Below are 24,701 nucleotides of genomic sequence, written 5' to 3'. Positions count from 1 at the left end.
GGCATCATTACGGGTGCCGACATGCGAAGAGGCCCGCCACCTTCCGGTAGCGGGCCTCTTCTGGTCTGCGCGGACGCGCCGGCCGCCGTCGTCAGCGCCCGGCGGTGGCGCCCTTGTCGGTCCAGTCCGGCGGCAGGCCGAAGGAATCGCCGACGATGCCGTCGACGCCGGGCGCCCGGCCGAAGGCCTGGCAATCGGGATCGCGGGGCATCTCGCCCAGCATCGTCACGCGGATGCGCTCGTAGGTCGGGATCGTCAGCTCGGACTCGAACGGGTCCTCGCCGGTGGCGAGGTAGGAGCCGAAATCCTGGCCGAAATCGCCGGCGAGGTCGTAGATGTCGGCGATCTGCGAGAACCGGGCCTGGTTGGTGAAGGAGTTGGCGCCCCCGGCCCAGACCATCGCGGCGCGCTGCTGGCGCCGCGCATCCAGGGCCTCGGCCTCGATCGTGAGGTCGCCGAGCCCGATCGGCAGGCGCGGTACCGGCACCTTGCCGATCGTGTCGGCGAAGCCGACGCCGACCTGCGCCGCGATGGTGATCGCCGCCGAGGCGCCGATGGCGGCGCCGGAGGCGGGCACGTTGGTGAGGCCGGCGCGGGTGACGTTGGCCCGCACGGTCAGGTCGGCGGGGCCCGACGACACCACGTCGTAGCGCAGCGACAGCTCGTAGCAGAGCGCCCGGTCGGCCGCGTTGGCGACGACGTGGCGCTCCTTGTCGGTCAGGGTCGGGCCCGCGACCGCGGCCGGGAAGGTGGTGGGGATGATGCGCACGGTGCGTACCCGCGCCATCGCCGCCTTGTCGATGAAGATCCGCGACTTCGTGGCGGTGGCTTCGCTCGGCGTCAGGTGGGCGTAACTCGTCAGGAGGCCGGTCTGGGTCAGCACCGGCGTGGCGCAGCCGGCGAGCAGCGCCAGGGTCGTCACGGCCGCGACGCGGCGGGCGGCCCGCGCGCCCAAGCCAGCCTTGATGGTCGTCCGCATTCGGTCGCTTTCCCGGATCGCGCGAAGCCGGTTCCGCGGACGCCCCTGGCGAGGCTTCCCGGAGGCCGGCTCCCGGCGGTGCAGGGCGAGCCCCGCGAGGGGCCACCGCACCGTTATGTCCTGAAGACTAACCCTCGCCGCGCGGGCCGGAAAGCCGAGCTTGACCGGAGCCGGCGCTTCGCTCCGGGCTGTAACGCTTCGGCCACATTGTTTCCGCTCGCCGAACCCCTAATGGGCGCTCACGCCAGGGCCGCCATGCTGCAGCTCTGGCCGCCATCCACCGGCAGGCAGACCCCGGTGATGAAGCGGGCCTCGTCGGAGGCGAGGAAGACCGCCGCGTGGGCGATGTCCCAGGCCTCGCCGAGGCGTCCGAGCGGCACCCGGCGGTCGCGGCCCGATTCGGGGGTGCCGGCGCCGCGGCACTCGTCGGCGAGCGTGGTGTCGAGCAGCCCCGGCAGGATCGCGTTCGCCCGGATGCCGTCACGGGCGTACTGCATCGCCACCGACACGGTGGCCTGGTTCACCGCCGCCTTGGCGGCCGCGTAGGCGAAGGACGGCGCCCCGGCCCAGCGCAGCGCCGCGATCGACGAGATGTTGACGACGGCGCCCGAGCGCCGCGCCCGCATTCCCGGCAGGACCGCCTTGCAGGTGCGCCAGACCCCGCCGACATTCACCTCGATCGCCCGGTGCCAGCTCTCCTCGTCGAGGTCCTCCGGCCCGCCGGCCTCGGGCTGGCCGACGTTGTTGTGCAGGATGTCGATGCGGCCGAAGCGGGCCTCGCCGGCGGCGACCGCCCGGGCCACCGCGTCGTAATCGGTGACGTCGGCGGCGAGCGCCTCGGCCTCGTTGCCCTCCTCGGCGATGATCTGCGCGGTCTCCTCGGCGGCGGCGAGCCCCCGGTCGACGCAGATCACCCGGGCGCCCTCCCGGGCGAAGGCGACGGCGACGGCCTTGCCGTTGCCCCAGCCGGTACCGGACGAGCCGGCCCCGAACACGATCGCGACCTTCTTCAGCAGGCGTGTCGACATGGCCCGGCCTCCGCGCTCGTCGGCGAGAGTCGCGGCAAACGCGGTGGGCGCGCAACCGGCGGGGAAGCAGGGCGGCCAGTCTCGGCCCGCATGTCTGCACCGGTATCGCCGGCCCTGCCCGTCGGCTCGTGTCAGGCCCCGGCGGGCCGGTCGCCCCGGGCCCAGCGCCAGGCGGCGAGGCCGACGACCAGCGCGAGGGCGACCTGCGCCAGGCTCCCCTCGCCGAGATGGGCGTGGCCGAGGCCGTGCCGCACGGCGAGACGCACGAGGGTCCCGGCGATCCAGTAGCCGAGGCAGAAGGTCAGGGCGGCGAGGAGGAGGGCGAAGAAGTCGTGCACGAGCGAGACCCCCGTGGGCGAGGACACCTTTGCGCCGCCCGCGGGCGGGGCGGTGCGGCGCCAGGGTAGCGCGGCCAGGCTTGTGCCGGGCCGTCGCCCCGGAGTCCTGCAAGGGCCGCGCCACGTCTATCCGGCGGCACACGTCTTCCGGGCGCCTCGGTACCGCTCATGGCACGCCGTTCGGGCCGACGCCGCCGCACCGGGCGACGACGGCGATCGGGAGCGTCGCTCAGTCCGGGCGGGTCGCCTGCATCGACGGGCGCTCGCCGAATCGGGCGTACCAGGCCGCCGCCGCCGGGGCGCGCTCGCGCCAGCCGAGGTCGGGCAGGCGCAGGTCGAGGTAGCCGAGGGCGCAGCCATACGTGATGGTGGCGATGTCGACCCGCTCGCCGAACTCGCCCGCCGCCGCGTCGATCCGCGCGAGCGCGTCGCCGATCTTCTCGCGCTGGCCGGTCACCCACCCGGCGGAGCGCTCGCCCTCCTGGCGGACCCGGGTCTCGTAGACGCAGAGCAGAGCCGCATCGAGCAGGCCGTCGCCGGTCGATTGCGCGGTCAGCGCCGCCCAGCGGGCCGGCCCCGCCGCCGGAAACAGGTCGCCCTGCCCGAGATGGTCGAGGTACTCGCAGATGACCCGGCTGTCGGCGAGCGCCGTGCCGTCGTCGAGGATCAGGGTCGGCACCTGCCCGAGCGGATTCTCCGCCCGGATCGTGGCGTCGCGGTTGATCGGGTGGGCCGCCGCCGGCAGCAGCTCGATCCGGTCGGCCAGGCCGAGTTCGTGGGCGGCGACCAGCACCTTGCGGACGAAGGGCGAGGCCTTGGCGTAGAACAGCTTCATCGGGTCTCCTCCGGATTCTCTTCTTTTTCGTCGTCGTCGGGGCGCCTCCTCCGCTCGGCGGACGAGGCGCCCCGTCACGGTGCGGGCGCGACGGCGGGACCCGTTCCGGTCGCCGTCGTCGGCCGGCCGTTCACTGCCCCCGGGCCGAGCCCGCCGGCTTCGCGGCCGGCTTGGCGGCGGGCTTGCCCGGCGCCGCGACCGGCTTGGCCGGGACCGGCGCGGCGACCGCCGCCCCGGGCTTCGGCGGCGCCGGCGGGCGCGGGGTCTCGACGGAGAGCCGGCGCACCGGCCAGCCGTCGCTCCAGCGCTCCATGTCGGTGAAGCGCGGGTTGCTCTTCAGGCTCGTGGCGGTCTGGCCCGAGAAGGCGGCGGCCGCCGCCATGTCGAAGGTCTTCCAGACCGCGAGGTAGTCGAGGCTGTCGGTGCCGGCGCCGTTGATCTGCCCCACCAGCACGGTCTGCTCGCCGGTGAGCGTCATGTCGGCCGACCACTTGAACGGGGCCGGCTTCTGCTTCGGATCGGGGGTCGGCAACTTCAGCTGCGCGACGTCGTAGGCCGCGTTGACGCCGGCGGGCGAGGCCAGGGTGGCCGACAGCGCCGGGAAGCCGTGGTCGTCGGAGAGCGCCCGGACCATCAGCTTGTGGTCGGTCGGCACGGCGCTCGCCTCCCGCATCACCCGACGGGCGGCGACGTCGGCGGCCCGGGCGTCCCGGTCGCCGATCACCGTGACGATCAGCGTCGCGGGGTCGATGGCGTTGAGGTCGTGGAGGGCGATGCCCCGGGCCTTGTCGTCCCGGGCGATGCCGCCCGGCATGGCGCCGAAGATCAGCCGCGGCACCGGCAGCCCGGTCTCACGCGCGTGGGCCGCGAGGTTGGCCGCCAGCGGCACGCCGGCGAGGTGGCCGATCAGCGCCACCCGGGTCGTGTCGGGCTTGGCCTCCTGGTCGCCGGCGAGTTCGGCGAGCGCGTCCTTGACGAGGTTCGCCGCCAAGCCGCTCGCATCCACCGGCCGGGTGCGGCCCACCTCCTGGAAGCGCGGGAACAGCACGAGATAGCCCGAGCGTGCCAGATGCTCGATGAAGGAGCCGTAAGCCTGCGGGTTCACCGCCCCCCAGGCGTGCAGCACCACCGCCACCGGCCGCCCCTGCGCCGGAGCGGCGCCGTTGCCGTAATAGGCCAGCGTGACCGCGCCGGCCCGGCCGAGCACCCGTTTCACCACGCTCGCGCTGGCATAAGCCTGGCCGCCCGGTCCCTCCTTGGGCTGGGCGGGCGGCGTGGCGGCACCGGCGCCGGGTGCGCCGCCGAGAACCGCGAAGGCCAGGGCGAGCGGAAGGGCGAGGCGGGTGAAGGGAAGCGGCGGCATGAGGCTGGGGGCTGACGGGCTTGCGGCTCGGGAGCCGCACCCCACACTGTTTCGCGCCCGTACTCAAGGCACGATCGCTCCGGCCGGGCCCGTTCCTGCCGGTCTTGTCGTTTCCGCGGTACAGGTCGCGCATCCATGGCCGGTGGCGGACGACTTCTCCCGTGGAGTGCCCGACCTCAGCGCCGTGTTTCGGGCTCGCCGCCGAGGACGGCGTGCAGCTGCTCGACCAGCGCGTCGAGCTCGCGGGGGACCGGACCGTCGCTCACGTCGTCGTACATCGCCCGCAGGTCCTGCCCGATCTTGGCGAGCAGCAGCGCATCGGCGAGCGACGACGCGGTGGTGTGCGTCTGGCCGTAGCTCGCGGCGTGATTGCTCGGGATCAGCTTCATGGCGCGTCAAACGGGACCAGGGTCCCGGCTCCGTCAAGACGAGGGCAGCGTTCGTTGCACGGGGCCCGTACCCGTGCAGGTTATGGAGGCACCGGGTGTGCCGGCTCGACAGAACAACGCGCGTCAAGGGGTGCAGTTGCGCCCTTTTTTCGGGCACGGCCGGTCCGACGGCCGCGGCGATGATGACGAAGTCCAGTGCCGCGGCCGATTCTATCTTGGAACCGGGGCGGTGGCGCCTCGATCTCTCGGCGGGGCATTCCCGCGTCGGATGCCGCGGCCGTCAGGGGCGTCGCGTCGCACCTCCCTTGCGCCACCCGTCCTGGTTGTCTGTCGATCACCCTACATCGGCGGCGTCAGGCCGTCCTTGCCGACCGAGACGCTGCGCGCCTCCAGCCGGTCGCCCTCGCGCACGGCCGAGGCGAAGACCTTGGCCCCCGGGACCAGCACCGCCCGGTCGGCGGGCTCCAGCCTCACGATCGGCGTGCCCGGCGGCACCGCGACCGCGAGGCTCTGGCCCTTGTAGGACACCGTGAGGCTGCGCGCGGCGCCGGGCGCGCCCGCGACGGTGCCGTTGGTCATGGTGGTCTCGACGCCCGGTGCCTTGACGGTGCCGTTGGTCATGCTGGTCTCGACCTCCGGCGCCTTGACGGTGCCGTTCGTCATGCTGGTCTCGACCGGGCCGCTGGCAGCACCGTCGGGCAGGCGGTCCCAGGGGTAGTGCCCCTCGCCTGCGCCCCGCAGGGCCTCGGGGAAGATCAGTACCTCGAGGGCGACCGGCGGGTCGCCGGGCTTCGGCCCGGCCTTGGCGGCGGTGCCGATGAAGCTGCCGTCCTTGATGTCGTCGAGGCTCGCCGGGGCGAGCTGCGCCACCCGCGTGCCGGTGCCGAGCCGCACGGTCTCGATCGTGCCGGCGCGGGTGCGGATGGTGACCGCGTCGCCCTCGACGCGCTCGATCGTGCCGCGCAGGCGCTCGACCTGCGGGGCGGCGAGCGCCGCGGCGAACGGGCCGCCGGCGGCGAGCATCAGGCCGGCGGCCGCGAACGTCCTGAGAAGGGGCATGGGGAACTCCGGGAAGCAGGGCTCAGGGATCTGTGCCCCGGCCGTTATGGTTCGCCTCGCGGCGGAGGATATGCGTCTCGCGCACACGTGAACGGGCGCAGGACCGCGCCACCGGCGTCGCTCGGCTCCCCCGGCGACGAGAGACGACGGCAGGGCGCCGCGATTCGCGATCCCTCGCGGGGTGTCCGGTCGTCGGAGCCGCCCGGGGCGGCGGTGTCGGGGGCGGGAGTATCGCGCGCCGCTCTCAGCCGACGATCAGGCTGCAATGCGGCTCGGTGGCCGGGTTGGCGCGCGACCAGTCCGTGGCATTGCGGCCGGCATCCCAGGTGAAGTCGTCGACGCCGAGCTCGACGAAACGTCGATGGATGCGCGCATCGTATTTCTCGCTGACCGCCCGCGTCAGTCGTTGGATGTCCTTGTTGCGCAGTCTCTGGGTGTTGCCGACGGTGTTGTAATATTGAATGTAGCAGAATTTTCGCAGAAGAATCATCCGTGTATGGAGAAACGTCCTCACGCACAGTTCATAATCGTCGGCGGCGGCGAGGTCCGGATTGTGCCCGCCGATCTCGTGGTAGAAATCCTTGCGCCACGCCCTGATGTGGTTCGGGGCGGAGACGATGTGCCGTATCGTCTTGGCGTTGATTCTCGGCGCTTCGTGGACGATGTACTCTCTGCCGTTGTAGAATTCCGTCCGGTCCTTGCCGTAGAAGAAGGCCCAATGCTCGCCGTAGGTGGCATTGCGCCCGTCCTCGAAGACCTCGGCCCAGTCCGTGTAGAGAAACCCGGCCTCGGGATGCTGGTGGAAGGCCAGCGTCACCGCCTCCAGGCTGCCGGACGTCAGCTCGTCGTCGTGATCCAGCTCGAGGAGGAGGTCGCCACCGGCCAGGCGGCAGGCGGTCTGCTTCACGTCGCCGATGCGGCCCGAGGGGCGGTGCGGGCGATACACGCGGATGCGGTGGTCCTGGGCTGCGAGCGCCTCGAGCTCCGAGAAGGTCGCGCCGTCGTCGTCGGAATCGTCGACGATGACCCATTCCCAATCGACGTAGGTCTGGGATCGCAGGGAGTGGAACGGGCGCAGGATCCGGCTTCCCGACCGATAGGCCGGGGTGAAGACGCTCACCAGGGGGCGCGAGCGTCGAAAGGCGGTCGCATTGTCCAAAAAGCAGTAGAAGACCTGCCGCCCGACCTCCTCGGCATCGACGTCCGCCGCAAAATTGATCCAGCGCTTGCGAACCTCGTACGGCGCGCGCATCAGGTTCTGGAACCTGGCTTCTTCTCCGAACGTCGCGATGACGTGCGGTCGCTTGGCGACGAGGATTCGTTCGAGGTCGCGATCGTCCGGGTAGAACGAGCAGCTCAATTCCCTCGTTTCGACGTCGATATCGGGGCCGGGACTTTTGATGTCGAATGCGCTGCGTCCGATGACGACGATCTCGGGAAGGCTCACGGCATGCCTCGCGACGGATGACTTGCAAAATCGGCCTCGCCCAGGGGGCCGCACGGCCCGATCGACGAAGAGGCTACTCCTCCTCGGCCTCTTCCGGCTCCAGGGTCGCCTTGACGGTCTCGAGCACCCGCCGGGCGAGGTCGGAATCCGGATCCTCCCGGTTCAGGGCGTCCTCCAGCATGGCGAGGTAGCTGCCGAGCTGGTGGCGGTAATGATCGGAATCGATGCCGCGCAGGATGCCGGCGACGAAGCGCACCGCCATCTGCAGGGCCACCTGCTTGACGGCGACGTCGGACTGCGCCTCGGACAGCCGGGCGATCATCTCGCCGTGATGGGCCGAGAGGGTCGTCAGGCCGGTGATCTTGTCGTCCTGGCTCATCGCGCGGGGTCTCCCGAAGATGCGAAAGGGGCCCTTCCCGCTCGGAAAAGGCCCCCGTCGCCGGTTGCTGGTGCCCGGGCCCCCGCCACGAGGGCCCGGATCGGCGGTCGGCCGCTCCCCCGGGGAGGAGCGGCCGGAACCCGGTCCTTACGCGGCGAGCTGGCGCAGGACGTAGGGAAGGATGCCGCCGTTGCGGAAGTACTCGAGCTCGTCGAGCGTATCGATGCGGCAGGTCAGCGGGACCTCCTTCACCGAGCCGTCGGCCGAGGTGATCTTGGCGGTGAGCGTCTGGCGCGGCTTCAACTCGCCGGCCAGGCCCTCGATCGTCACGGTCTCGTCGCCCTTCAGGCCGAGCGAGGCCCAGGACGCGTCGCCCTGGAACACCAGCGGCACCACGCCCATGCCGACGAGGTTCGAGCGGTGGATGCGCTCGAAGCTCTCGGCGATCACGGCGCGGACGCCGAGGAGCTTGGTGCCCTTCGCCGCCCAGTCGCGCGACGAGCCGGTGCCGTATTCCTTGCCGGCGAACACCACCAGCGGGGTGCCCTCCTGCTCGTAGCGCATCGCGGCGTCGTAGATGAACATCCGCTCACCCGACGGCTGGTAGAGGGTGTAGCCGCCCTCGACCACGTTGCCGGCCTCGTCGCGCACCATCTGGTTCTTGATGCGGATGTTGGCGAAGGTGCCCCGCATCATGACTTCGTGGTTGCCGCGGCGGGTGCCGTACTGGTTGAAGTCCTGCACCCGGACCTGGTGCTCCTGCAGGTAGGCGCCCGCCGGAGACGCCGCCCGGATGTTGCCGGCCGGGGAGATGTGGTCGGTGGTGATGGAGTCGAGGAACAGGCCGAGGATGCGGGCATTGACCACGTCCTCCACCGGCTTCGGGGTCTTCTCCATGCCGACGAAGTAGGGCGGGTTCTGGACGTAGGTCGAACCGCCGTTCCACGCGAAGGTCTCGGCCTCGGTGACCTCGACGTCCTTCCAGTTCTGGTCACCGCCGAACACGTCGGCGTAGCGCGACTTGAACAGGGTCGAGGTGATGTTGGCCTCGATGAACTCCTGGACCTCGGCGGTCGAGGGCCAGATGTCCTTCAGGTAGACCGGCTTGCCGTCCGAACCGGTGCCGAGGGGCTCGGTAGTGATGTCGATCTGCATCGAGCCGGCGAGCGCGTAGGCGACGACGAGCGGCGGCGAGGCGAGGTAGTTCGCCCGCACGTCGGGGTTCACCCGGCCCTCGAAGTTGCGGTTGCCCGAGAGCACCGCGGCGGCCACCACGTCGTTGTCGTTGATCGACTTCGAGATCGCCGCCGGCAGCGGGCCCGAATTGCCGATGCAGGTGGTGCAGCCGAAGCCGACGAGGTTGAAGCCGAGCGCGTCGAGGCTCGATTGCAGGCCGGCCTTGTCGAGATACTCCGCCACCACCTGGGAGCCGGGGGCGAGCGAGGTCTTCACCCAGGGCTTCGAGCGCAGGCCCTTTGCCACCGCGTTGCGGGCGAGAAGCCCGGCGCCGATCATCACGCTCGGGTTCGAGGTGTTGGTGCAGGACGTGATCGCGGCGATCACCACGTCGCCGTGGCCGATGTCGAAGTTCGCGCCCTCGACCGGATAGCGCTTGGCGATGTCGGCCGCCTTCTTGAACTCGGTCTCCATCGACTGCGCGAAGCCGGGCTTGGCGCCGTCGAGGAGCACCCGGTCCTGCGGGCGCTTCGGGCCGGCCAGCGACGGCCTCACGTCGCCCATGTCGAGCTCGAGCGTGTCGGTGAAGACAGGGTCCGGGGTCTGGGCGTCGCGCCACATGCCCTGCGCCTTGGCGTAGGCCTCGACCAGCGCGATGCGGTCGTCGGCGCGGCCGGTGACCTTCAGGAAGTCGATCGTCTTCTGGTCGACGGGGAAGAAGCCGCAAGTCGCGCCGTATTCCGGCGCCATGTTGGAGATCGTGGCGCGGTCGGCGACCGACATGTCGTCGAGGCCGGGGCCGTAGAACTCCACGAACTTGCCGACTACGCCCTTCTTGCGCAGCATCTGGGTGACGGTGAGCACGAGGTCGGTGGCGGTGGTGCCCTCGGGCAGCTTGCCCGACAGCTTGAAGCCGACGACCTCGGGGATCAGCATCGAGAGCGGCTGGCCGAGCATCGCGGCCTCGGCCTCGATGCCGCCGACGCCCCAGCCGAGGACGGCGAGGCCGTTGACCATCGTGGTGTGCGAATCGGTGCCGACGAGCGAATCCGGGTAGGCGACCTCATGGCCCTCGAAGGGCTTGGTCCACACGGTCTGCGACAGGTACTCGAGGTTGACCTGGTGGCAGATGCCGGTGCCCGGGGGCACGACCGAGAAGTTGTCGAAGGCCGACTGGCCCCACTTGAGGAAGGTGTATCGCTCGCCGTTGCGCTCGTATTCGAGCGCGACGTTGTCGGCCAGCGCCTTCGGGGTGCCGAACTCGTCGACGATGACCGAGTGGTCGATGACGAGGTCGACCGGGACGAGCGGGTTGATCTTCTGCGGGTCGCCGCCGAGCGCCACCATGGCGTCGCGCATCGCCGCGAGATCGACCACCGCCGGCACGCCGGTGAAGTCCTGCATCAGCACGCGCGAGGGGCGGAACGCGATCTCGACCTCGGTCTTGCCGCGGTTCTCGAGCCAGCCGACCACGGCCTCGATGTCGGCCTTCTTGACCGAGCGGTCGTCCTCGTAGCGGAGCAGGTTCTCGAGCAGCACCTTCATCGAGAAGGGCAGGCGGCTCGCATCCGGCAGGCCGTTTTTCTCGGCCTGGGGGATCGCGTAGATGGTGTAGGTCTTGGCGCCGGCCTGGATGGTCTGGCGGGCCTTGAAGCTGTCGATCGATGCCACGGCGTGGTCCTCGCGAGGGGTTGTCGAACACGGCGCAGGCACGACCTGCGCCACAACGAAGTGTTCGGCCGGATGCGCTGCGGGTTCGCCTCGCGTGACGCAAGGAACACCCGTGTGCCGCCCGCCCTCGCCTTCCGGCCAAGAATCGAACGGTGCGCGCGCCGCCCCGGGGGTGCCCGGACTGGGATGCGCGAAGGACGGTTTGGACGCCTCTGAAGGTCGCGCGGCGCAGCCGGGGATGCGTATAGAACACTTCGAAACTGGCCGCTACGGGTCTCTCGGCCGCGCAGTCGGTCATTCCCGACGGGGCGGCCATAGCGTAAACGCGGGCGGTCTCCTCCCCGCCCGCGGAGTCCCCTCCCCTCGGAGCGCCTGCCCTTGGACCCCCGCCCTTGCGCCTGATCGCCGAGGACCTCGCCTGCCGGCGCTCCGGCCGCCGCATCTTCGCCGGGCTCTCCTTCACCCTGGAGGCCGGCGAGGCGCTGACCGTCACCGGCCGCAACGGTGCCGGCAAGTCGTCGCTGCTCGCGATCCTCGCCGGGCGGCTGCGGCCGGAGGCCGGCCGGCTCGCGGCCGAGGGGGTGGGCGAGCGCACGATCCCCGAATGCCTCCACGTCGTCGGCCACCGCGACGGGCTCAAAGGCGCGCTCACCGCGGAGGAGAACCTCGCCTTCGCCCGCGACCTCCTGGGCGACGCCGATCTCGAGCCCCGCGCGGCGCTGGCCCGCCTCGGCCTCGCCCACGCGGCCGGCCTGCCGGTGGCCTATCTCTCGGCCGGCCAGCGCCGGCGGGTGGCGCTCGCCCGGCTCCTCGTCTGCCGCCGGCCGCTCTGGCTCCTCGACGAGCCGACCGCCGCCCTCGACGTCGCCTCGCAAGCCGCGCTCGCCGGGCTGATGCGGGCGCATCTGGCGGGAGGCGGTCTCGTCGTCGCCGCGACCCACCAGGCGCTCGGGCTGGAGAACGCCCGCGACCTCTCCGTCGAGGGATTTCGCGCCGGCCGGGCCGAACTCGCCGCCGATCCCTTCGCGGAGATCGTCTGATGGGCCGCGCTTTCCTGGCGGTGGTCGCCCGCGACCTGCGGCTCGCCGGCCGCATCGGCGGCTCGGGGGCCCTGTCCCTCGTCTTCTTCCTGATGATCGTCGCCCTGGTGCCGTTCGGTCTCGGGCCCGACCTCAACCTGCTGGCCCGGATCGGCCCCGGCATCCTGTGGATCGCCGCGGTGCTGGCGACGCTGATCGGCCTCGACCGGCTGTTTCAGGCCGACGAGGAGGACGGCTCCCTCGACCTCCTCTCCGGCGCCCCGGCACCTCTGGAGCTGCTGGTGCTGGCCAAGGTCACGGCGCACTGGCTCACCACCGGCTTGCCGCTGGCGCTCGCCACCCCGCTCTTCGGGCTCCTGGTGGCGTTGAGCCCGACCGGCATGGCGGCGACCAGCCTGACGCTGCTGGTCGGCACCCCGGCGCTCACCTTCATCGGCGCTGTCGGCGCGGCGCTCACCGCCTCGATCCGACGCGGCGGCCTGATCCTCGCCGTGGTGGTGCTGCCCCTGATGGTGCCGACCCTGATCTTCGGCGTCTCGGCGACGGACGCGGCGCTCGGCGGCACCGTGCCGTTCACGACGCCGCTGGCGATCCTGGGCGCATTGAGCCTCGCGGCCGGGGTCATCGGCACGCTGGCGGCGGCGGCGGCGTTGCGGTGGGGGGAGTAGGTTCAGGCCGCCTTCAGCTTTCGGGCCGCCTCGGCCAGCACCTCGTGCATGCGCGTCTGCCAGCCCGGACCGGTCGCCTTGAAGGTCTCGAGGATCTCGCGATTGATCCGCAACGACACCGGAACGCGCCGCGTCTCCGATCTTGGCCGGCCGGCACGGCTGCGGAACGCGGCCGCCATCTCGTCCGGCATGCCGTCGGGCCCCGGACGCGCCCGCGCCAGCTCGTCGCCCGTCAGCGGCGGGGTGTCGGCGACCTCATCCCAATCGTCCTGCGAGTAGAGTGGGTTCGGGACGTATCCGGGTGCGTGGTCATGGGACGGCATAGGCGGCCCTTTGGGTCCTGTGGGCGCGGCGCACGCTGACGACAGCGGTGGCTTCCGACCCGAGCGGAGAGACGATCGCCACCACGACGACCTCTCCGCACCAAGTGCCGATCAGTTTGAATCTGGCACGTCCGGTTTCGCTTTGTGTGGCATCGATGGTGAGGAAGCGCTCGACGCTGAACGCATCCTCGAAATCCGCGAGGTCGAAGCCGTGCTTCGTGGGGTTTGCCTGTCGTTTCGGCTCGTCCCACACGAACGTCATGGTTCGTGTCCTCCATATTTTCGTATATACGAAAATATGGACTGCAGCAATCGCGACGTATCTGTAGGGCTCGCGGCGGTCATGCCGTCGTGGGAACATCCCGTTCCATGACTACGGTCCGCTCCTGCCCGTGCCGGTGCTCGCGCACCGCCCGGAACCCGAGCAGCACGTAGAAGCCGATCGCCGTCAGCGAGGATTGCAGGGTCAGCGTCGCAACGCCGGCCGCCCGCGCGGCGCGGTCGACCTCGCCCATCAGGCCCCTGCCGATGCCGCGTCCCTGCGCCTTGGGCGTCACGAAGACGGCGCGCACCACCTCTCCGTCGCGGCTCGCGGTGCCGAGGATGCGGTCGCCGTCGAGAGCGACGAAGACCTGTCGCGCCGCGATCTGCGCGGCGATTCCCTCCGGCGTGAAGCCGAGGGCAATCCGCGCGATCGTCTCGGGCCCGTAGTCACGTCTGTTGGTCTCGTGCAACGCGGCGAGGACGACGCGGCTGATCTCCGCCGCATCGTCCGTCACCGCTGCGCGAATCGCGTACGCCATGCGCACTCTCCCCCGGCGCCGCGCACCGGGGGAGCGCCGCCGCGGCTAGAACACCGCCTGGCCCATCAGCACCGCGGCGATCACGATCACCACCGCGATCACCAGGAAGAGCCCGAACAGCAACCGCGCGATGCCGCGGGCGCCCGACGCCACGTTGGTGAAGCCGAGGCCGCCGGCCACCAGCGAGATCACGAAGAAGATGATCGCCCATTTCAACATCGCGGCGGTACTCCGGTGCCTTGCGACAAGTCGCAGCGATAACCGCCACCGCCACGCTTCGTTCCGGCACCCGTCCGGGCGCGCCGCGCCCGTCTGCGCCGTTCGTCCGCATTGCTCGGGGAGGCCCGCGCGGGCTACACCGCCAGCATGGCGATGGGTCTCCTCACCCGGCTGGCGCAGCCCGGCCACTTCATGCGCTGGTCCGGGGCCCTGCTGCCCTGGGTGGCGGGTCTCGCGGTCGTGCTGCTGGCCGTCGGCCAGTACCTGACCTGGTTCGTCGCGCCGCCCGACTACCAGCAGGGCGAGACGGTGCGGATCATGTATATCCACGTCCCGGCGGCCTGGATGGCGGTGTTCTTCTACGGCGCCATGGCGGTCTCGGCGCTCGGCACCCTGATCTGGCGCCATCCCCTCGCCGACGTGGCCCAGCGCGCCGCCGCCCCGATCGGCGCCGCCTTCACGCTGATCTGCCTCGTCACCGGCTCGCTCTGGGGCAAGCCGATGTGGGGCACCTACTGGGTCTGGGACGCGCGCCTGACCTCGATGCTGGTGCTCTTCCTGATCTATTGCGGGCTGCTCGCCCTGTGGCGGACCATCGAGGACCCGAGCCGGGCCGCCCGGGCGGTCGCGATCCTGACCCTGGTCGGCGCCGTCAACCTGCCGATCATCAAGTTCTCGGTGAACTGGTGGTCGACCCTGCACCAGCCGGCCTCGATCCTGCGGATGGGCGGGCCGACCATCTACGCCTCGATGCTCTATCCCCTGCTCGTCATGATCGCCGCCGCCTCGGTGCTCGGCATCGCGCTCCACCTCCAGGCGATGCGCACCGAGATCCTGCGCCGGCGCGTGCGCACGCTCACGATTCTCGAGGCCGAGCGGCTCGACGCCGCCCTGATGGCGCCGCAGGCGGCCTGACCATGGATCTCGGCATGAATCTCGGCCCCCACGCCGCCTTCATCCTCGGCGCCTACGGCTTCACCGCCCTGGTGATCCTCGGCCTCGTCGCGCACGCGGTCCTCGACCGGCGGGCGCAGGAGCGGGCGCTCGCCCGCCTGGCGAAGGAGCCGCTCAAACGGGACTCCGCGCGGGGCGCCCGGTGAGCGCCCCCCCCCTGCACCCGATCGAGCCCGCCGACGAGGCGCCGCGCCGCTCCCGGCTGATCTTCCTGCTGCCGCTCCTCGCCTTCGCGGCGCTCGCCGGCATCTTCCTCGGCAAGCTGCTGACGAAGGGCTACGACCCCTCGGCCATCCCCTCGGCGCTGATCGGCCGGCCGGTGCCGGACTTCGCGCTGCCGCCGGTTCCCGGCCTGGCGGTGGACGGCGCCGCGGTGCCGGGCCTGACGGCGGCGGACCTGAAGGGCAAGGTGACGGTGCTCAACGTCTGGGCGTCCTGGTGCGCGCCCTGCCAGATCGAGCACCCGATGCTGATGCGGCTCTCCCGCGACGGGGTGAACCTCGTCGGCATCGACTACAAGGACCAGCCCGAGAACGGTCGCCGCTTCCTCGGCCGCCACGGCAACCCGTTCCGCGCCGTCGGCGCCGACGAGGCCGGCCGCGTCGGCATCGACCTCGGGGTCTACGGCGTGCCGGAGACCTTCGTGATCGGGCCCGACGGACGCATCCGCGAGAAGCTCGTCGGCATCCTGACGCCGGAGACCTACGACGCCTTCCTGGCGCGGGTGCGGGCGATGAAGTAGCGGGCGGGGGTCGCGAGCATCACAGCCCCTGAACGGCGTGGCGCTCGGGATACGACCGCCAGCAGTGTCGAGACCCGGGCGGCGTCAGCGCTCCTCGATCGTCAGCTTCTGGAAGCCCTTCGCCGCGAGCTTCGGCCGCTTGGCGCTGAGGATGCGGGAATTCACCCCGGTCCAGCCGATCTCGCCCGAGAGGCGCCCGTACTCGATCTTCGGGCAGCGGTTCATCACCACGGTGACGCCCCGCGCCTCGGCGCGGGCCGCTCCCGCATCGTTGCGCACGCCGAGCTGCATCCAGATGACCTGGGGCAGCGGGTCGAGGGCCAAAGCCTCGTCGACGAGGGGGCCGGCGGCATCGGAATTGCGGAAGATCTCGACCATGTCGACCGGCTGGGCGAGGTCGGCGAGCCGCGCCACCACCGGCCGGCCCAGGATCTCGCCGCCGGCGAGCCCCGGATTGACCGGGATCACCTGGTAGCCGCGTTCCAGCAGGTACTTGGTGACGATCCAGCTCGGCCGGGCCGGGTTGGCGGAGGCGCCGACGAGCGCGATGCTGCGCACCCGCTGGAGGATCTTTCTCAGGGCCTCGTCGTCGTAGCGGTCGTGGCTCATCGGGCGGCCTTCCGGTCGAGGAAGGCCGCGATGCCGTCTTCCGCCGCGCGCGCCAGCATGTTCTCGGTCATCACCCGGCCGGCATGGGCGTAGGCCTGCGCCAGCGGCATCTCCAGCTGCTCGTAGAAGGCGCGCTTGCCGACCCGCACCGTGTAGGCGCTGCGCGCCGCGATCCCGGCCGCCAGGTCCTGCGCGGCGGACAGCGCCGTGCCGGCCGGCACCACCCGGTTGACGAGGCCGAGATCCTTGGCCTCCTCGGCTTCCGCCATCTCGGCGGTGAGCAGCATCGCCATCGCGGCCTTGCGCGACAGGTTGCGCGAGAGCGCCACCATCGGGGTCGAGCAGAACAGGCCGATCTGCACGCCGGGCGTGGCGAACCGCGCCTCGGCGCCCGCCACCGCGAGGTCGCAGGAGGCCACCAACTGGCAGCCGGCGGCGGTCGCGATGCCCTCGACCGCGGCGATCACCGGCTGCGGCAGGGCCGGAATCGCCATCATCACCGACGAGCAGAGGTCGAACAGCGCCGCGAACCGGGCCGCACCGCGATCGGCCTCGCGGCGATAGGCGGTCATCTCCTTGAGGTCGTGGCCGGCGCAGAAGGCGGGGCCCTCGGCCGCCAGCACCACGGCGCGAACGCTCCCGTCCGCGGCGAGCCGGGCGAACTCCTCCGACAGGGCGGTCAGCATCGCGTGGGACAGGGCGTTGCGGGCCCGTGGGCGGTTCAGCGTCAGGGTCGCGACGCCGTCGCGGTCGTCGCGGAGGATCAGAAGGTCTGACATATCGGCTCGGGTTCGCGGGCTCGGATCGGGGGCGACACGGATGGCCTATTGTCCGGTGCCGGGCGCCGTGCTGCAAGATCGTGCATAACGATAACCGGAAACGTCCCCGCGCATGCCTTCCGTTCCCGAGTTCCCCGCCCCGATCTCCCCCGCCCCGATGATGGACCGCGACGCGGTCTCGGCCTTCCTCGACGAGGCGTTTCCGCAGATCCATCACGGCGGACCCGGCCCGGTGGTCGAGAGCGTCGGGCCGATGACCGCGACGATGCGCCTGCCCTACCACGAGCGCCACCTGCGCCCGGGCGGCACGATCTCCGGCCCGGCGATGATGGGGCTCGCCGACGTGGCGCTCTACGTGGCGATCCTGGCCCAGATCGGTCCGGTGGCGCTCGCGGTCACCACCAACCTGTCGTTCAACTTCATGCGCAAGCCCGCGCAACGCGACCTCGTCGCCGAGGCGCGCCTGTTCAAGCTCGGGCGCTCCTTCGCCGTGGGCGAGGTGCTGATCCGCAGCCTCGATCGGGAGGAGCTGGTCTGCCACGCCACCGGCACCTACGCGATCCCGCCAAAATAGCGGTATCATGATACCTCATTGGAGAAGCCTCTCGAAACGCTCGCGTTTTTGCCGTTTCGGGTTTTTCGGTTCGCTTGACGCCGGCGCGTTCCTCGGTTACTGAGCCGGCCATCGCCGCTGCGCGCTCGTCACTGACCGCGGCGGCGTCCTGTTTTTTTCGTCAAGACTTCCGGGACTTATCCGCGATGAAGACCTTTTCGCTGAAGCCCGCCGACGTCGACAAGAAGTGGGTGATCATCGACGCGGAGGGCCTCGTGGTCGGCCGCCTGGCGTCGATCATTGCGATGCGTCTGCGGGGCAAGCACAAGCCCCAGTACACGCCCCACGTCGATTGCGGCGATAACGTCATCGTCATCAATGCGGAGAAGGTGAAGTTCACCGGCCGCAAGTATAACCAGAAGGTGTACTATCACCACACTGGTTACGCCGGCGGCATCAAGGAGCGCTCGGCCAAGTTCATTCTCGAGGGCCGCTTCCCCGAGCGCGTCGTCGAGAAGGCCGTGGAGCGCATGCTGCCGCGCGGCCCGCTGTTCCGGCAGATCCTGGGCAACCTCCGGGTCTACAAGGGCAACGAGCATCCCCACACCGCCCAGCAGCCGGAGACGCTCGACGTCGCCGCTCTCAACCGCAAGAACGTGAGCGCGTAAGATGGCGACCCTTCAGTCCCTCGCCGACCTCGGCCAGGCCAACAAGGCCTCTCTCTCGCAGGGCGAGAACGAGGCCCCGGTCCACGTCCAGAAGCTGGACTCGCTCGGCCGCGCCTACGCCACCGGCAAGCGCAAGGACGCGATCGCCCGCGTCTGGATCAAGCCCGGCGCCGGCAAGATCACGGTGAACGACCGCCCGGTCGACACCTACTTCGCCCGCCCGGTGCTGCGCATGATCCTGCAGCAGCCGCTCCAGGTGGTGGATCGCGTCGACCAGTACGACATCGTCGTGACGGTGGCCGGCGGCGGCCTCTCCGGCCAGGCCGGCGCGGTGCGCCACGGCCTGTCCAAGGCCCTCACCTACTTCGAGCCCGAGCTGCGTTCGCCGCTGAAGCGCGAAGGCTTCCTGACCCGCGATCCGCGCGTCGTCGAGCGCAAGAAGTACGGCCGCAAGAAGGCTCGCCGCAGCTTCCAGTTCTCGAAGCGCTAAGGCGACCTCTTCGGTCACTGCAAAAAGGAGGGCGGGCCCGCGAGGGCCCGCCCTTTTTCTTTTTCGCCCCGTCCGGGATGGCCTCAGGCGTTCAACGCCTTCTCCAGCTCGCCCTTCGACATGGTGGAGCGGCCCGGGATGTTCTTCGCCCGCGCCTTCTGCATGAGCTCGGCCTTGGTCGGGCCGCCGTCCCGGCTCTTGGTCCCGTGCGAGGCCTTGCGCGCGGCGGCCGCCTTCTTCGCCACGTCCTTCGGCTGCTTCGAGTGCTGCTGGCCCTTGGCGCTGTCGGCGCGCTTCTTGGCGGTGGAGCGCTTGTACTCCTCGTCCGAGAGTTCCTCGCGGGCCTTCTTCGGCAGGTAGCGCTCGCCGGTCTTGCCGCTCTCCTTGCCCGACTTGGTGCCCCACTCCTCGTCGGTCCACTGCTTGAGGTGGTTGTCGGACGACTTCTTGCCCTCGTAGCCGCCGCCCTCCTCCTTGTATTCCTGCACGGCCATCTGGGCCTTGCGGGCCGACCACTGGCCGGGCTTGCCGCCCTTCGAGGAGTGGGTGACGTCCTTCTTCACCTTCTCCCACAGTTTCGGGTCGGACTTCTTGGCGGTGCCGGCCATGTTGGGCTCCTCTTGTCGTCTGCTTCGATCTGGCAGCACAACCGGGGCGGTGCGGGCCGGGTTCCTCTGGGGTGGAGCTGGACGGGCAGGTTCTCCTGTGGACGGCCGAACGACACGAGACCGTCGCGAATCATGCGGCATCGTCCTGCATCCCGATCGTCCCGCATCCAAGGAGATCGTCTTTGCCGATTGACTCGACGGTCCCTCGCCCGCAATCACCACCCGCGCCGTTCGGCATCGGCCGGTCCGCGCCACGGAGTTCTCGCCCATGACCCGCAAGCACAGCCCGAGCGTCTTCATCGACGGCGAGGCCGGCACGACCGGTCTCGGCATCCGCGAGCGCTTGGCGGCCTTCGACGACATCCAGCTGCGATCGATCCCGCACGAGAGCCGCAAAGACCCGGAAGCCAAGCGCGCGCTCCTGTCCGAGGTCGACCTCGTGGTGCTGTGCCTGCCCGACGACGCCTCGCGCGAGACGGCGGCGCTCGCCGATTCGCTTCCCGGCGGCGGCCCGCGGCTGCTGGACGCCAGCACCGCCTACCGGGTCGATCCGGCCTGGACCTACGGCTTCGCCGAGCTGGCGCCCGAGCAGGAAACCGCGATCCGGGCCTCGCGCCGCGTCTCCAACCCGGGCTGCTACCCGACCGGCGCCATCGCGCTGCTGCGCCCGCTGATCGATGCCGGCCTGGTTCCGGCCGATTTCCCCGTCAGCATCAACGCGGTATCGGGCTACAGCGGCGGCGGCCGCAAGATGATCGAGGCCTACGAGGCCGGCGAGGCTCCGGCCTTCCAGCTCTACGGCCTCGGCTTCGGCCACAAGCACCTGCCCGAGACCCAAAAATACAGCGGCCTGACCCGCCGGCCGATCTTCGTTCCGTCGGTGGGCAACTTCCGGCAGGGCATGCTGGTGTCGATCCCACTCCACCTCGACCTGCTGCCCGGCACGCCCCGCGTCGCCGACATCGAGGCGGCGCTGTCCGCCCGCTACCCCGGCGCCGGGCTCGTCAAGGTCGTGGCCGCGGCCGAGGACGGCGCCGACCGCGAGCGCATCGAGCCGGAAGCGCTCAACGACACCGACACGCTCGAGCTGCGCGTGTTCGGCTCCGATGCGCACCGCCAGGCGGTGCTGGTCGCGCGCCTCGACAACCTCGGCAAGGGCGCGTCCGGCGCCGCGGTACAGAACCTGCGCCTGATGCTCGACCTCGACTAGGATCGAGGGCCGGAGGGCAACGAAGCCCTCCGGCTTTTCGCTGGGATCACCCCCGCGGCGGGATCTCCAGCCCCCGCTGCACCGCCGGGCGGGCGAGCCCCCGCTCCAGCCAGACCGGGACGGCCGCGAGCGCGTCGTACTCCACCAGCTCCCGCGCCTCGTAGAAGCCGATCAGGTTGCGCACCCAGCCGAGCATCGCGATGTCGGCGATGGTGTAATCCGCGCCCATGATCCAGTCGCGGCCGGTGAGCCGGGTCTCCAGCACCCCGAGCAGGCGCTTCGACTCGTCGCGGTAGCGGTGGAGCGGCCGCTTGTCCTCGATCTCCCGGCCGGCGAACTTGTGGAAGTAGCCGAGCTGGCCGAACATCGGCCCGACCGCCGCCATCTGGAAGAACAGCCACTGGGCGGTCTCGTAGCGCCCGGCCGGGTCGGCGGGAATCAGCCGCCCGGTCTTCTCGGCGAGGTAGAGCAGGATCGCGCCCGATTCGAACAGCGCGAGCGGCTTACCCCCCGGCCCGTCCGGATCGATGATCGCCGGAATCTTGCCGTTCGGGTTGAGCGACAGGAATTCCGGGATCCAGGTCTCGTTCTTGCCGATCTGGACGGTGTGGGCCTCGTAGGGCAGGCCGAGCTCCTCCAGCGCGATCGACACCTTCACGCCGTTCGGGGTCGGGAAGGAGTAGAGCTGGATCCGGTCCGGGTGCCGGGCCGGCCAGCGGGCGGTGATCGGAAAGGCGGAGAGGTCGGGCATCGCGAGGAAGCTCCCTGGAGGTCCCGCGACGATACCCGACCCCGCCGGCCTTAGTCAGTCCTTGGCGGCGAAGTGCGCGGCGATCCGCGGCAGGTGGTCGGCCCCGTGCCCCGCCTCGGCGACGCGATCGAGATCGGCCAGCACCCCGGCGGCGACGGCCCGCTCGGCGCCCAGCCCCTCGGCCATCGCCACGTAGTAGCTCAGATCCTTGCGCGCATTGGCGATCGAGAACTGCATCGGCGAGGAATCGCCCGAGATGAGGAACGGCGACAGCCGGTCGAGGGCCGCGCCGTGGCCGCCGCCCTTCCTCAGCACCTCGACCAGCACCTCCGGGGCGATGCCGGCGCGCCCGGCGCAGGCCGCGGATTCGGCGAGCAGGGTGACGAAGCCGAGCGAGACGTAGTTGTGCAGGAGCTTCAGGGTGTGGCCGGCCCCGGCCTCCGCGCCGGCATGGAAGATGTTCTCGGCGAAGGCCGAGAGCAGCGGGTGCATCGCCTCGAACAGGTCCGGCTCGGCGCCGACCAGCAGGTTCAGGCGCCCCTCCGCCGCCTCCTTCGGCGTGCGGGTCATGGGCGCATCGAGGAAGCGCCCGCCGGCCTCGCGCACGGCGGCCGCGACCCGCGCCGTCGAGGCCGGCACGGCGGTCGAGCAATCGACCACCACCGTGCCGGGGCGCAAGGAGGCGAGCACGCCCCCGTCCCCGAGAAGAACGTCCTCGACCTGCGGCGTGCCGGTGACGCACAGGATGACGACCTCGCTCGCGCCCGCCAGCGCCGTCCGGTCCGGATGGCGCGTCGCGCCGAGGGCGTCGAGGTCGTCCGTCGGCTGGTTGCCCGGATGGTCGAGGTAGCCCAGCGGCCAGCCCTTGCGGGCGAGGTTGAGGGCGATGCCGTGCCCCATCAGCCCGACGCCGACGATTCCGACGCGCTGCTTGCTCATGACGAAGTCTCCGTGAGGGATAGGGGGTCAGACGAGGGCGCGACGCACGGCGTCGGTCACCTCGGTGCAGGTTGCGGCCCCGCCGAGGTCGCGCGGCACGGCCCGCCCTTCGGCGAGCACCGTGCCGACCGCCGCCTCGATCCGGTCGGCCGCGGAGGCGAGACCCGCATCGCCGTTCCGCTGGCCGAGCCAGCGCAGCATCATCACCCCCGACAGGATGGTGGCGATCGGGCTCGCGGCGTCCTGCCCGGCGATGTCGGGCGCCGAGCCGTGGGCGCCCTGGAACAGGGCGTGACCGTCGCCGATCTCGCCCGAGGGCGAGATGCCCATTCCGCCGACGGTGGCGGCGCCCAGATCCGATATGATGTCGCCGAACATGTTCTCGGCCACGATCACGTCGTAGCTGTCGGGCCGCTTGAGCATGTGGACGGTGATGGCGTCCGCGTACGCGTAATCGATGGCGATGTCGGGGTACCCCGCATGCACCTCGTCGCAGATCCGGCGGAAGAAGGCGTAGCTGCGCAGGATGTTGGCCTTGTCGCAGACCGTCACCCGCCGCTGCCCGTCCCGCGGGGCGCCGTTGCGCCCGGCGGCGAGATCGAAGGCGAAGCGCGCCACGCGCTCGGTGCCCTTGCGCGTCACCACCAGGCTATCGGAGGCGATCTCGTCGCGCAGCACCACGCCGGCGCCGCGGCTGGCATAGAGCCCCTCGGTGTTCTCGCGCACGATGACGTAGTCGATGCCGCCGCCCTCGAAGGCGCGCAACGGCGAGAGCACGCCGGGCAGAAGCTTGATCGGCCGGACGTTGGCGTAGAGGTCGAGGCGGAAGCGCAGGCGCAGGTGCAGATCGTTGCCGACCTCCGTCCCGTCCGGATAGACCACGCCCGGCAGGCCGGCCGCCCCGTGCAGGATCGCGTCGGCGTCGCGGCAGCCCGCGAATGTGTCGTCGGGCAGGACGTGCCCGCTCTTGGTGTAGTGCCCGGCGCCGCCCTCCAGCATCTCGAAGGCGAGGGTGCCGGCGCCGCAGGCCTCCGTCAGCACCGCCATCGCCGCGCGCGTCACCTCGGGCCCGATGCCGTCGCCCTCGATGGTGGCGATGCGATACTGCGCCATCTCTCCGCTCCTCCCCGGCGATCCACGTTCGACGCGGACCCTTTGCGGGAGCGCCTACCATGGCGCCGCGGATCGCGACATCCGGTCCGATGCATGCGAGGGTCCACGGCAAGGGATCCCCGTCGAGGGATCCGCGCCAGGGAGGAGCCGCCGATGGCGGGAGAGCCGTTCACCTACCACGTGCCCGAGGCCGCGCTCGACGATCTGCGCGAGCGCCTCGCCCGTACACGCCTGCCCGACCAGGCGCCCGAGGCGCCCTGGACCTACGGAACGGACGTGACCTACCTCGCCGACCTGATCGCCTACTGGCGCGACGGGTTCGACTGGCGCGGGGAGGAGGCCGCCCTCAACGCCTTCCCGCAGACCATCCAGCGCATTGGCGAGATCGACATCCACTGCCTGCACGTACCGGGACGAGGGCCGAACCCGCGCCCGCTCCTCCTCTGCCACGGCTGGCCGGGCTCGGTGTTCGAGTTCCTCGACCTCATCCCGCGCCTGACCGACCCGGTCCGCTTCGGCGGCCGGCCGGAGGACGCCTTCACGGTGGTGGCGCCCTCGCTCCCCGGCTACGGCCTGTCGTTCCGCCCGGGCCAGCCGCGCCTCGGCGTCGAGGAGATCGCCGACCATTTTTCGGAGTTGATGACGCGGCTGGGTTACGACCGCTTCATGGCGCAGGGGGGTGATTGGGGCGCCTTCATCACGACGCGGCTCGCCTGGCGCTACCCCGAACGGGTGGAGGGCCTGCACCTCAACATGCTGCCCGTGCGCCGCGACCTCTCGGGCCGCGACGCGACGCCGGAGGAAGCCGCGCATTACGAGCGCGTCGGCGCCTGGCTGAAGGAGGAGACCGGCTACCAGTGGATCCAGGGCACCAAGCCCCAGACGCTGGCCTTCGCGCTCACCGATTCCCCGGCCGGCCTCGCCGCCTGGATCGTGGAAAAGTTCCGGTCCTGGTCGGATTGCGACGGCGCGATCGAGACGGCGATCCCGCGCGACCGGATGCTCGCCAACATCGCGCTCTACTGGTTCACCGGCGCCATCGGCTCGTCGTTCCATCCCTACTATTCCCGGATGCACCGGCCCTGGCCGGTCCCGGACGGCGAGCGGGTCCAGGTGCCGACCGCCTACGCGGCGTTCCCCAGGGAGATGGTCCGCCCGCCCCGCTCGCTCGCCGAGCGAACGATGTTCGCGGATCTCCGCCGCTGGACCGAGATGCCGTGCGGCGGCCACTTCGCCGCCCTCGAGCAGCCGGATCGCCTCGCCGAGGATATCCGCGCCTTTGCGGGCGCGCTGCCGCGATAGCTTGTGCCGTCCCGGCTTGCGGCTGGGCGCAGATCCGCCGCAGGGGTCCGGCCGGAGCCTGGGCATAGTCCCCTCCCCGCTCGCCCTTCCGGGGTCCGGCCCCGTGTTGACAGGGGAGCCGGCTACCCTTAGACAGCCGCTCACCGACGGGGCGCCGACGAACTGGCTGCCCCGCCGAACCTCCCCAGAGACGAGCGAGCAAGGGCCAGGGCAACCCGGCGCTGCTTTTCGTTTCCGAGAAGGTCGAGATCCGGCTTCGACCGGAT

At 70.9% G+C, this 24,701-nt stretch carries 30 protein-coding genes; 10 read left to right on the top strand and 20 right to left on the bottom strand.

Annotated elements, in window-relative coordinates:
* Positions 1-91: 91 nt before the first annotated feature.
* The 10 genes from V3T34_RS20690 to acnA form a co-directional block, all read right to left on the bottom strand.
* Complete coding sequence (locus V3T34_RS20690) at positions 92-979, bottom strand: DUF3313 domain-containing protein (RefSeq protein ID WP_060847486.1); 888 nt, start codon at positions 977-979, stop codon at positions 92-94.
* Positions 980-1,218: 239 nt separating this feature from the next.
* A complete protein-coding gene (locus tag V3T34_RS20685) occupies positions 1,219-2,007 on the bottom strand; it encodes an SDR family NAD(P)-dependent oxidoreductase (RefSeq protein ID WP_060847485.1) in 789 nt (262 codons plus the stop codon).
* Positions 2,008-2,138: 131 nt separating this feature from the next.
* Positions 2,139-2,372: a hypothetical protein gene (locus V3T34_RS20680; RefSeq protein WP_305079370.1), complete on the bottom strand. Its 234-nt coding sequence runs from the start codon at positions 2,370-2,372 to the stop codon at positions 2,139-2,141.
* Between the two features lie 202 nt (positions 2,373-2,574).
* On the bottom strand, positions 2,575-3,180 hold the full coding sequence (locus V3T34_RS20675) for a glutathione S-transferase (RefSeq protein ID WP_305079369.1): 606 nt from the start codon (positions 3,178-3,180) through the stop codon (positions 2,575-2,577).
* Between the two features lie 130 nt (positions 3,181-3,310).
* Positions 3,311-4,543 carry an alpha/beta hydrolase family protein gene (locus V3T34_RS20670; RefSeq protein ID WP_305079368.1) on the bottom strand — a complete coding sequence of 411 codons (1,233 nt, stop codon included), beginning with the start codon at positions 4,541-4,543 and terminating at the stop codon, positions 3,311-3,313.
* A 176-nt stretch (positions 4,544-4,719) separates the two neighbouring features.
* Positions 4,720-4,932 (bottom strand): NepR family anti-sigma factor, encoded by a 213-nt coding sequence (locus V3T34_RS20665; RefSeq protein WP_305079367.1) that lies wholly within the window; start codon positions 4,930-4,932, stop codon positions 4,720-4,722.
* Positions 4,933-5,271: 339 nt separating this feature from the next.
* Positions 5,272-5,991, bottom strand: a complete 720-nt coding sequence (locus tag V3T34_RS20660; RefSeq protein ID WP_305079366.1) for a metal ABC transporter permease — start codon at positions 5,989-5,991, stop codon at positions 5,272-5,274.
* Positions 5,992-6,235: 244 nt separating this feature from the next.
* Positions 6,236-7,438 (bottom strand): glycosyltransferase, encoded by a 1,203-nt coding sequence (locus V3T34_RS20655; protein ID WP_305079365.1) that lies wholly within the window; start codon positions 7,436-7,438, stop codon positions 6,236-6,238.
* Between the two features lie 73 nt (positions 7,439-7,511).
* Complete coding sequence (locus tag V3T34_RS20650; RefSeq protein WP_048429181.1) at positions 7,512-7,817, bottom strand: hypothetical protein; 306 nt, start codon at positions 7,815-7,817, stop codon at positions 7,512-7,514.
* A 147-nt stretch (positions 7,818-7,964) separates the two neighbouring features.
* Entirely contained in the window at positions 7,965-10,664 is a 2,700-nt protein-coding gene (acnA, locus tag V3T34_RS20645; RefSeq protein WP_060847479.1) for an aconitate hydratase AcnA, read from the bottom strand.
* A gap of 392 nt (positions 10,665-11,056) precedes the next feature.
* Here acnA and ccmA point away from each other — a divergent pair, with 392 nt between their 5' ends.
* Together ccmA and ccmB are read left to right on the top strand one after the other, a co-directional pair.
* Complete coding sequence (ccmA, locus tag V3T34_RS20640; RefSeq protein ID WP_060847478.1) at positions 11,057-11,704, top strand: heme ABC exporter ATP-binding protein CcmA; 648 nt, start codon at positions 11,057-11,059, stop codon at positions 11,702-11,704.
* Positions 11,704-12,372 carry a heme exporter protein CcmB gene (ccmB, locus tag V3T34_RS20635; RefSeq protein WP_060847477.1) on the top strand — a complete coding sequence of 223 codons (669 nt, stop codon included), beginning with the start codon at positions 11,704-11,706 and terminating at the stop codon, positions 12,370-12,372. Before ccmA ends, ccmB begins: the two co-directional genes overlap by 1 nt.
* Before the next feature lie 2 nt (positions 12,373-12,374).
* Here ccmB and V3T34_RS20630 read toward each other — a convergent pair whose 3' ends face one another.
* From V3T34_RS20630 to V3T34_RS20615, 4 genes are all read right to left on the bottom strand, one after another.
* Positions 12,375-12,695, bottom strand: a complete 321-nt coding sequence (locus V3T34_RS20630) for a BrnA antitoxin family protein (protein WP_305079364.1) — start codon at positions 12,693-12,695, stop codon at positions 12,375-12,377.
* The gene (locus V3T34_RS20625) at positions 12,682-12,957 is read right to left on the bottom strand and encodes a BrnT family toxin (protein WP_305079363.1); all 276 of its coding nucleotides are present in this window, start codon (positions 12,955-12,957) and stop codon (positions 12,682-12,684) included. Before V3T34_RS20625 ends, V3T34_RS20630 begins: the two co-directional genes overlap by 14 nt.
* Positions 12,958-13,036: 79 nt before the next feature.
* On the bottom strand, positions 13,037-13,498 hold the full coding sequence (locus tag V3T34_RS20620) for a GNAT family N-acetyltransferase (protein ID WP_305079362.1): 462 nt from the start codon (positions 13,496-13,498) through the stop codon (positions 13,037-13,039).
* A gap of 45 nt (positions 13,499-13,543) precedes the next feature.
* The gene (locus V3T34_RS20615) at positions 13,544-13,717 is read right to left on the bottom strand and encodes a DUF1328 domain-containing protein (protein ID WP_048429188.1); all 174 of its coding nucleotides are present in this window, start codon (positions 13,715-13,717) and stop codon (positions 13,544-13,546) included.
* A 147-nt stretch (positions 13,718-13,864) separates the two neighbouring features.
* Here V3T34_RS20615 and V3T34_RS20610 point away from each other — a divergent pair, with 147 nt between their 5' ends.
* The 3 genes from V3T34_RS20610 to V3T34_RS20600 are packed head-to-tail and all read left to right on the top strand — an operon-like array spanning position 13,865 to position 15,413.
* Positions 13,865-14,632 (top strand): heme ABC transporter permease, encoded by a 768-nt coding sequence (locus tag V3T34_RS20610; RefSeq protein WP_060847474.1) that lies wholly within the window; start codon positions 13,865-13,867, stop codon positions 14,630-14,632.
* 14 nt (positions 14,633-14,646) lie between these two features.
* Positions 14,647-14,817: a heme exporter protein CcmD gene (gene ccmD, locus V3T34_RS20605; RefSeq protein WP_091891362.1), complete on the top strand. Its 171-nt coding sequence runs from the start codon at positions 14,647-14,649 to the stop codon at positions 14,815-14,817.
* Between the two features lie 20 nt (positions 14,818-14,837).
* Entirely contained in the window at positions 14,838-15,413 is a 576-nt protein-coding gene (locus V3T34_RS20600; RefSeq protein WP_060849402.1) for a DsbE family thiol:disulfide interchange protein, read from the top strand.
* Between the two features lie 84 nt (positions 15,414-15,497).
* Here V3T34_RS20600 and V3T34_RS20595 read toward each other — a convergent pair whose 3' ends face one another.
* Positions 15,498-16,022: a CoA-binding protein gene (locus tag V3T34_RS20595; RefSeq protein ID WP_305079360.1), complete on the bottom strand. Its 525-nt coding sequence runs from the start codon at positions 16,020-16,022 to the stop codon at positions 15,498-15,500.
* Positions 16,019-16,801 carry an enoyl-CoA hydratase gene (locus V3T34_RS20590; protein ID WP_305079359.1) on the bottom strand — a complete coding sequence of 261 codons (783 nt, stop codon included), beginning with the start codon at positions 16,799-16,801 and terminating at the stop codon, positions 16,019-16,021. The genes V3T34_RS20595 and V3T34_RS20590 overlap by 4 nt, the downstream gene beginning before the upstream one ends.
* 157 nt (positions 16,802-16,958) lie before the next feature.
* Here V3T34_RS20590 and V3T34_RS20585 point away from each other — a divergent pair, with 157 nt between their 5' ends.
* From V3T34_RS20585 to rpsI, 3 genes are all read left to right on the top strand, one after another.
* The gene (locus V3T34_RS20585) at positions 16,959-17,375 is read left to right on the top strand and encodes a PaaI family thioesterase (RefSeq protein ID WP_305079375.1); all 417 of its coding nucleotides are present in this window, start codon (positions 16,959-16,961) and stop codon (positions 17,373-17,375) included.
* Between the two features lie 185 nt (positions 17,376-17,560).
* Entirely contained in the window at positions 17,561-18,022 is a 462-nt protein-coding gene (rplM, locus tag V3T34_RS20580; protein ID WP_060847471.1) for a 50S ribosomal protein L13, read from the top strand.
* 1 nt (position 18,023) lies between these two features.
* Positions 18,024-18,512 carry a 30S ribosomal protein S9 gene (gene rpsI / locus V3T34_RS20575; RefSeq protein WP_060847470.1) on the top strand — a complete coding sequence of 163 codons (489 nt, stop codon included), beginning with the start codon at positions 18,024-18,026 and terminating at the stop codon, positions 18,510-18,512.
* A gap of 83 nt (positions 18,513-18,595) precedes the next feature.
* Here the strand turns inward: rpsI and V3T34_RS20570 are convergent, their stop codons facing one another.
* The gene (locus tag V3T34_RS20570; protein WP_305079358.1) at positions 18,596-19,120 is read right to left on the bottom strand and encodes a hypothetical protein; all 525 of its coding nucleotides are present in this window, start codon (positions 19,118-19,120) and stop codon (positions 18,596-18,598) included.
* 268 nt (positions 19,121-19,388) lie between these two features.
* Between V3T34_RS20570 and argC the strand changes: the two genes are divergently transcribed.
* Positions 19,389-20,330 (top strand): N-acetyl-gamma-glutamyl-phosphate reductase, encoded by a 942-nt coding sequence (argC, locus tag V3T34_RS20565; RefSeq protein ID WP_091891306.1) that lies wholly within the window; start codon positions 19,389-19,391, stop codon positions 20,328-20,330.
* 46 nt (positions 20,331-20,376) lie between these two features.
* Here argC and V3T34_RS20560 read toward each other — a convergent pair whose 3' ends face one another.
* The 3 genes from V3T34_RS20560 to V3T34_RS20550 are packed head-to-tail and all read right to left on the bottom strand — an operon-like array spanning position 20,377 to position 23,133.
* Positions 20,377-21,081: a glutathione S-transferase N-terminal domain-containing protein gene (locus V3T34_RS20560; RefSeq protein WP_305079357.1), complete on the bottom strand. Its 705-nt coding sequence runs from the start codon at positions 21,079-21,081 to the stop codon at positions 20,377-20,379.
* Positions 21,082-21,135: 54 nt separating this feature from the next.
* Positions 21,136-22,020, bottom strand: a complete 885-nt coding sequence (locus V3T34_RS20555; protein WP_091891300.1) for an NAD(P)-dependent oxidoreductase — start codon at positions 22,018-22,020, stop codon at positions 21,136-21,138.
* Positions 22,021-22,047: 27 nt separating this feature from the next.
* Positions 22,048-23,133: an isocitrate/isopropylmalate dehydrogenase family protein gene (locus tag V3T34_RS20550; RefSeq protein WP_305079356.1), complete on the bottom strand. Its 1,086-nt coding sequence runs from the start codon at positions 23,131-23,133 to the stop codon at positions 22,048-22,050.
* 153 nt (positions 23,134-23,286) lie between these two features.
* Between V3T34_RS20550 and V3T34_RS20545 the strand changes: the two genes are divergently transcribed.
* Positions 23,287-24,435 (top strand): epoxide hydrolase family protein, encoded by a 1,149-nt coding sequence (locus V3T34_RS20545; protein WP_305079355.1) that lies wholly within the window; start codon positions 23,287-23,289, stop codon positions 24,433-24,435.
* The last annotated feature ends 266 nt before the right edge of the window (positions 24,436-24,701 follow it).

This window comes from Methylobacterium ajmalii (assembly GCF_036448855.1).
Classification (GTDB): domain Bacteria; phylum Pseudomonadota; class Alphaproteobacteria; order Rhizobiales; family Beijerinckiaceae; genus Methylobacterium; species Methylobacterium ajmalii.
This window is presented reverse-complemented; position numbering and strand designations above follow the sequence as displayed.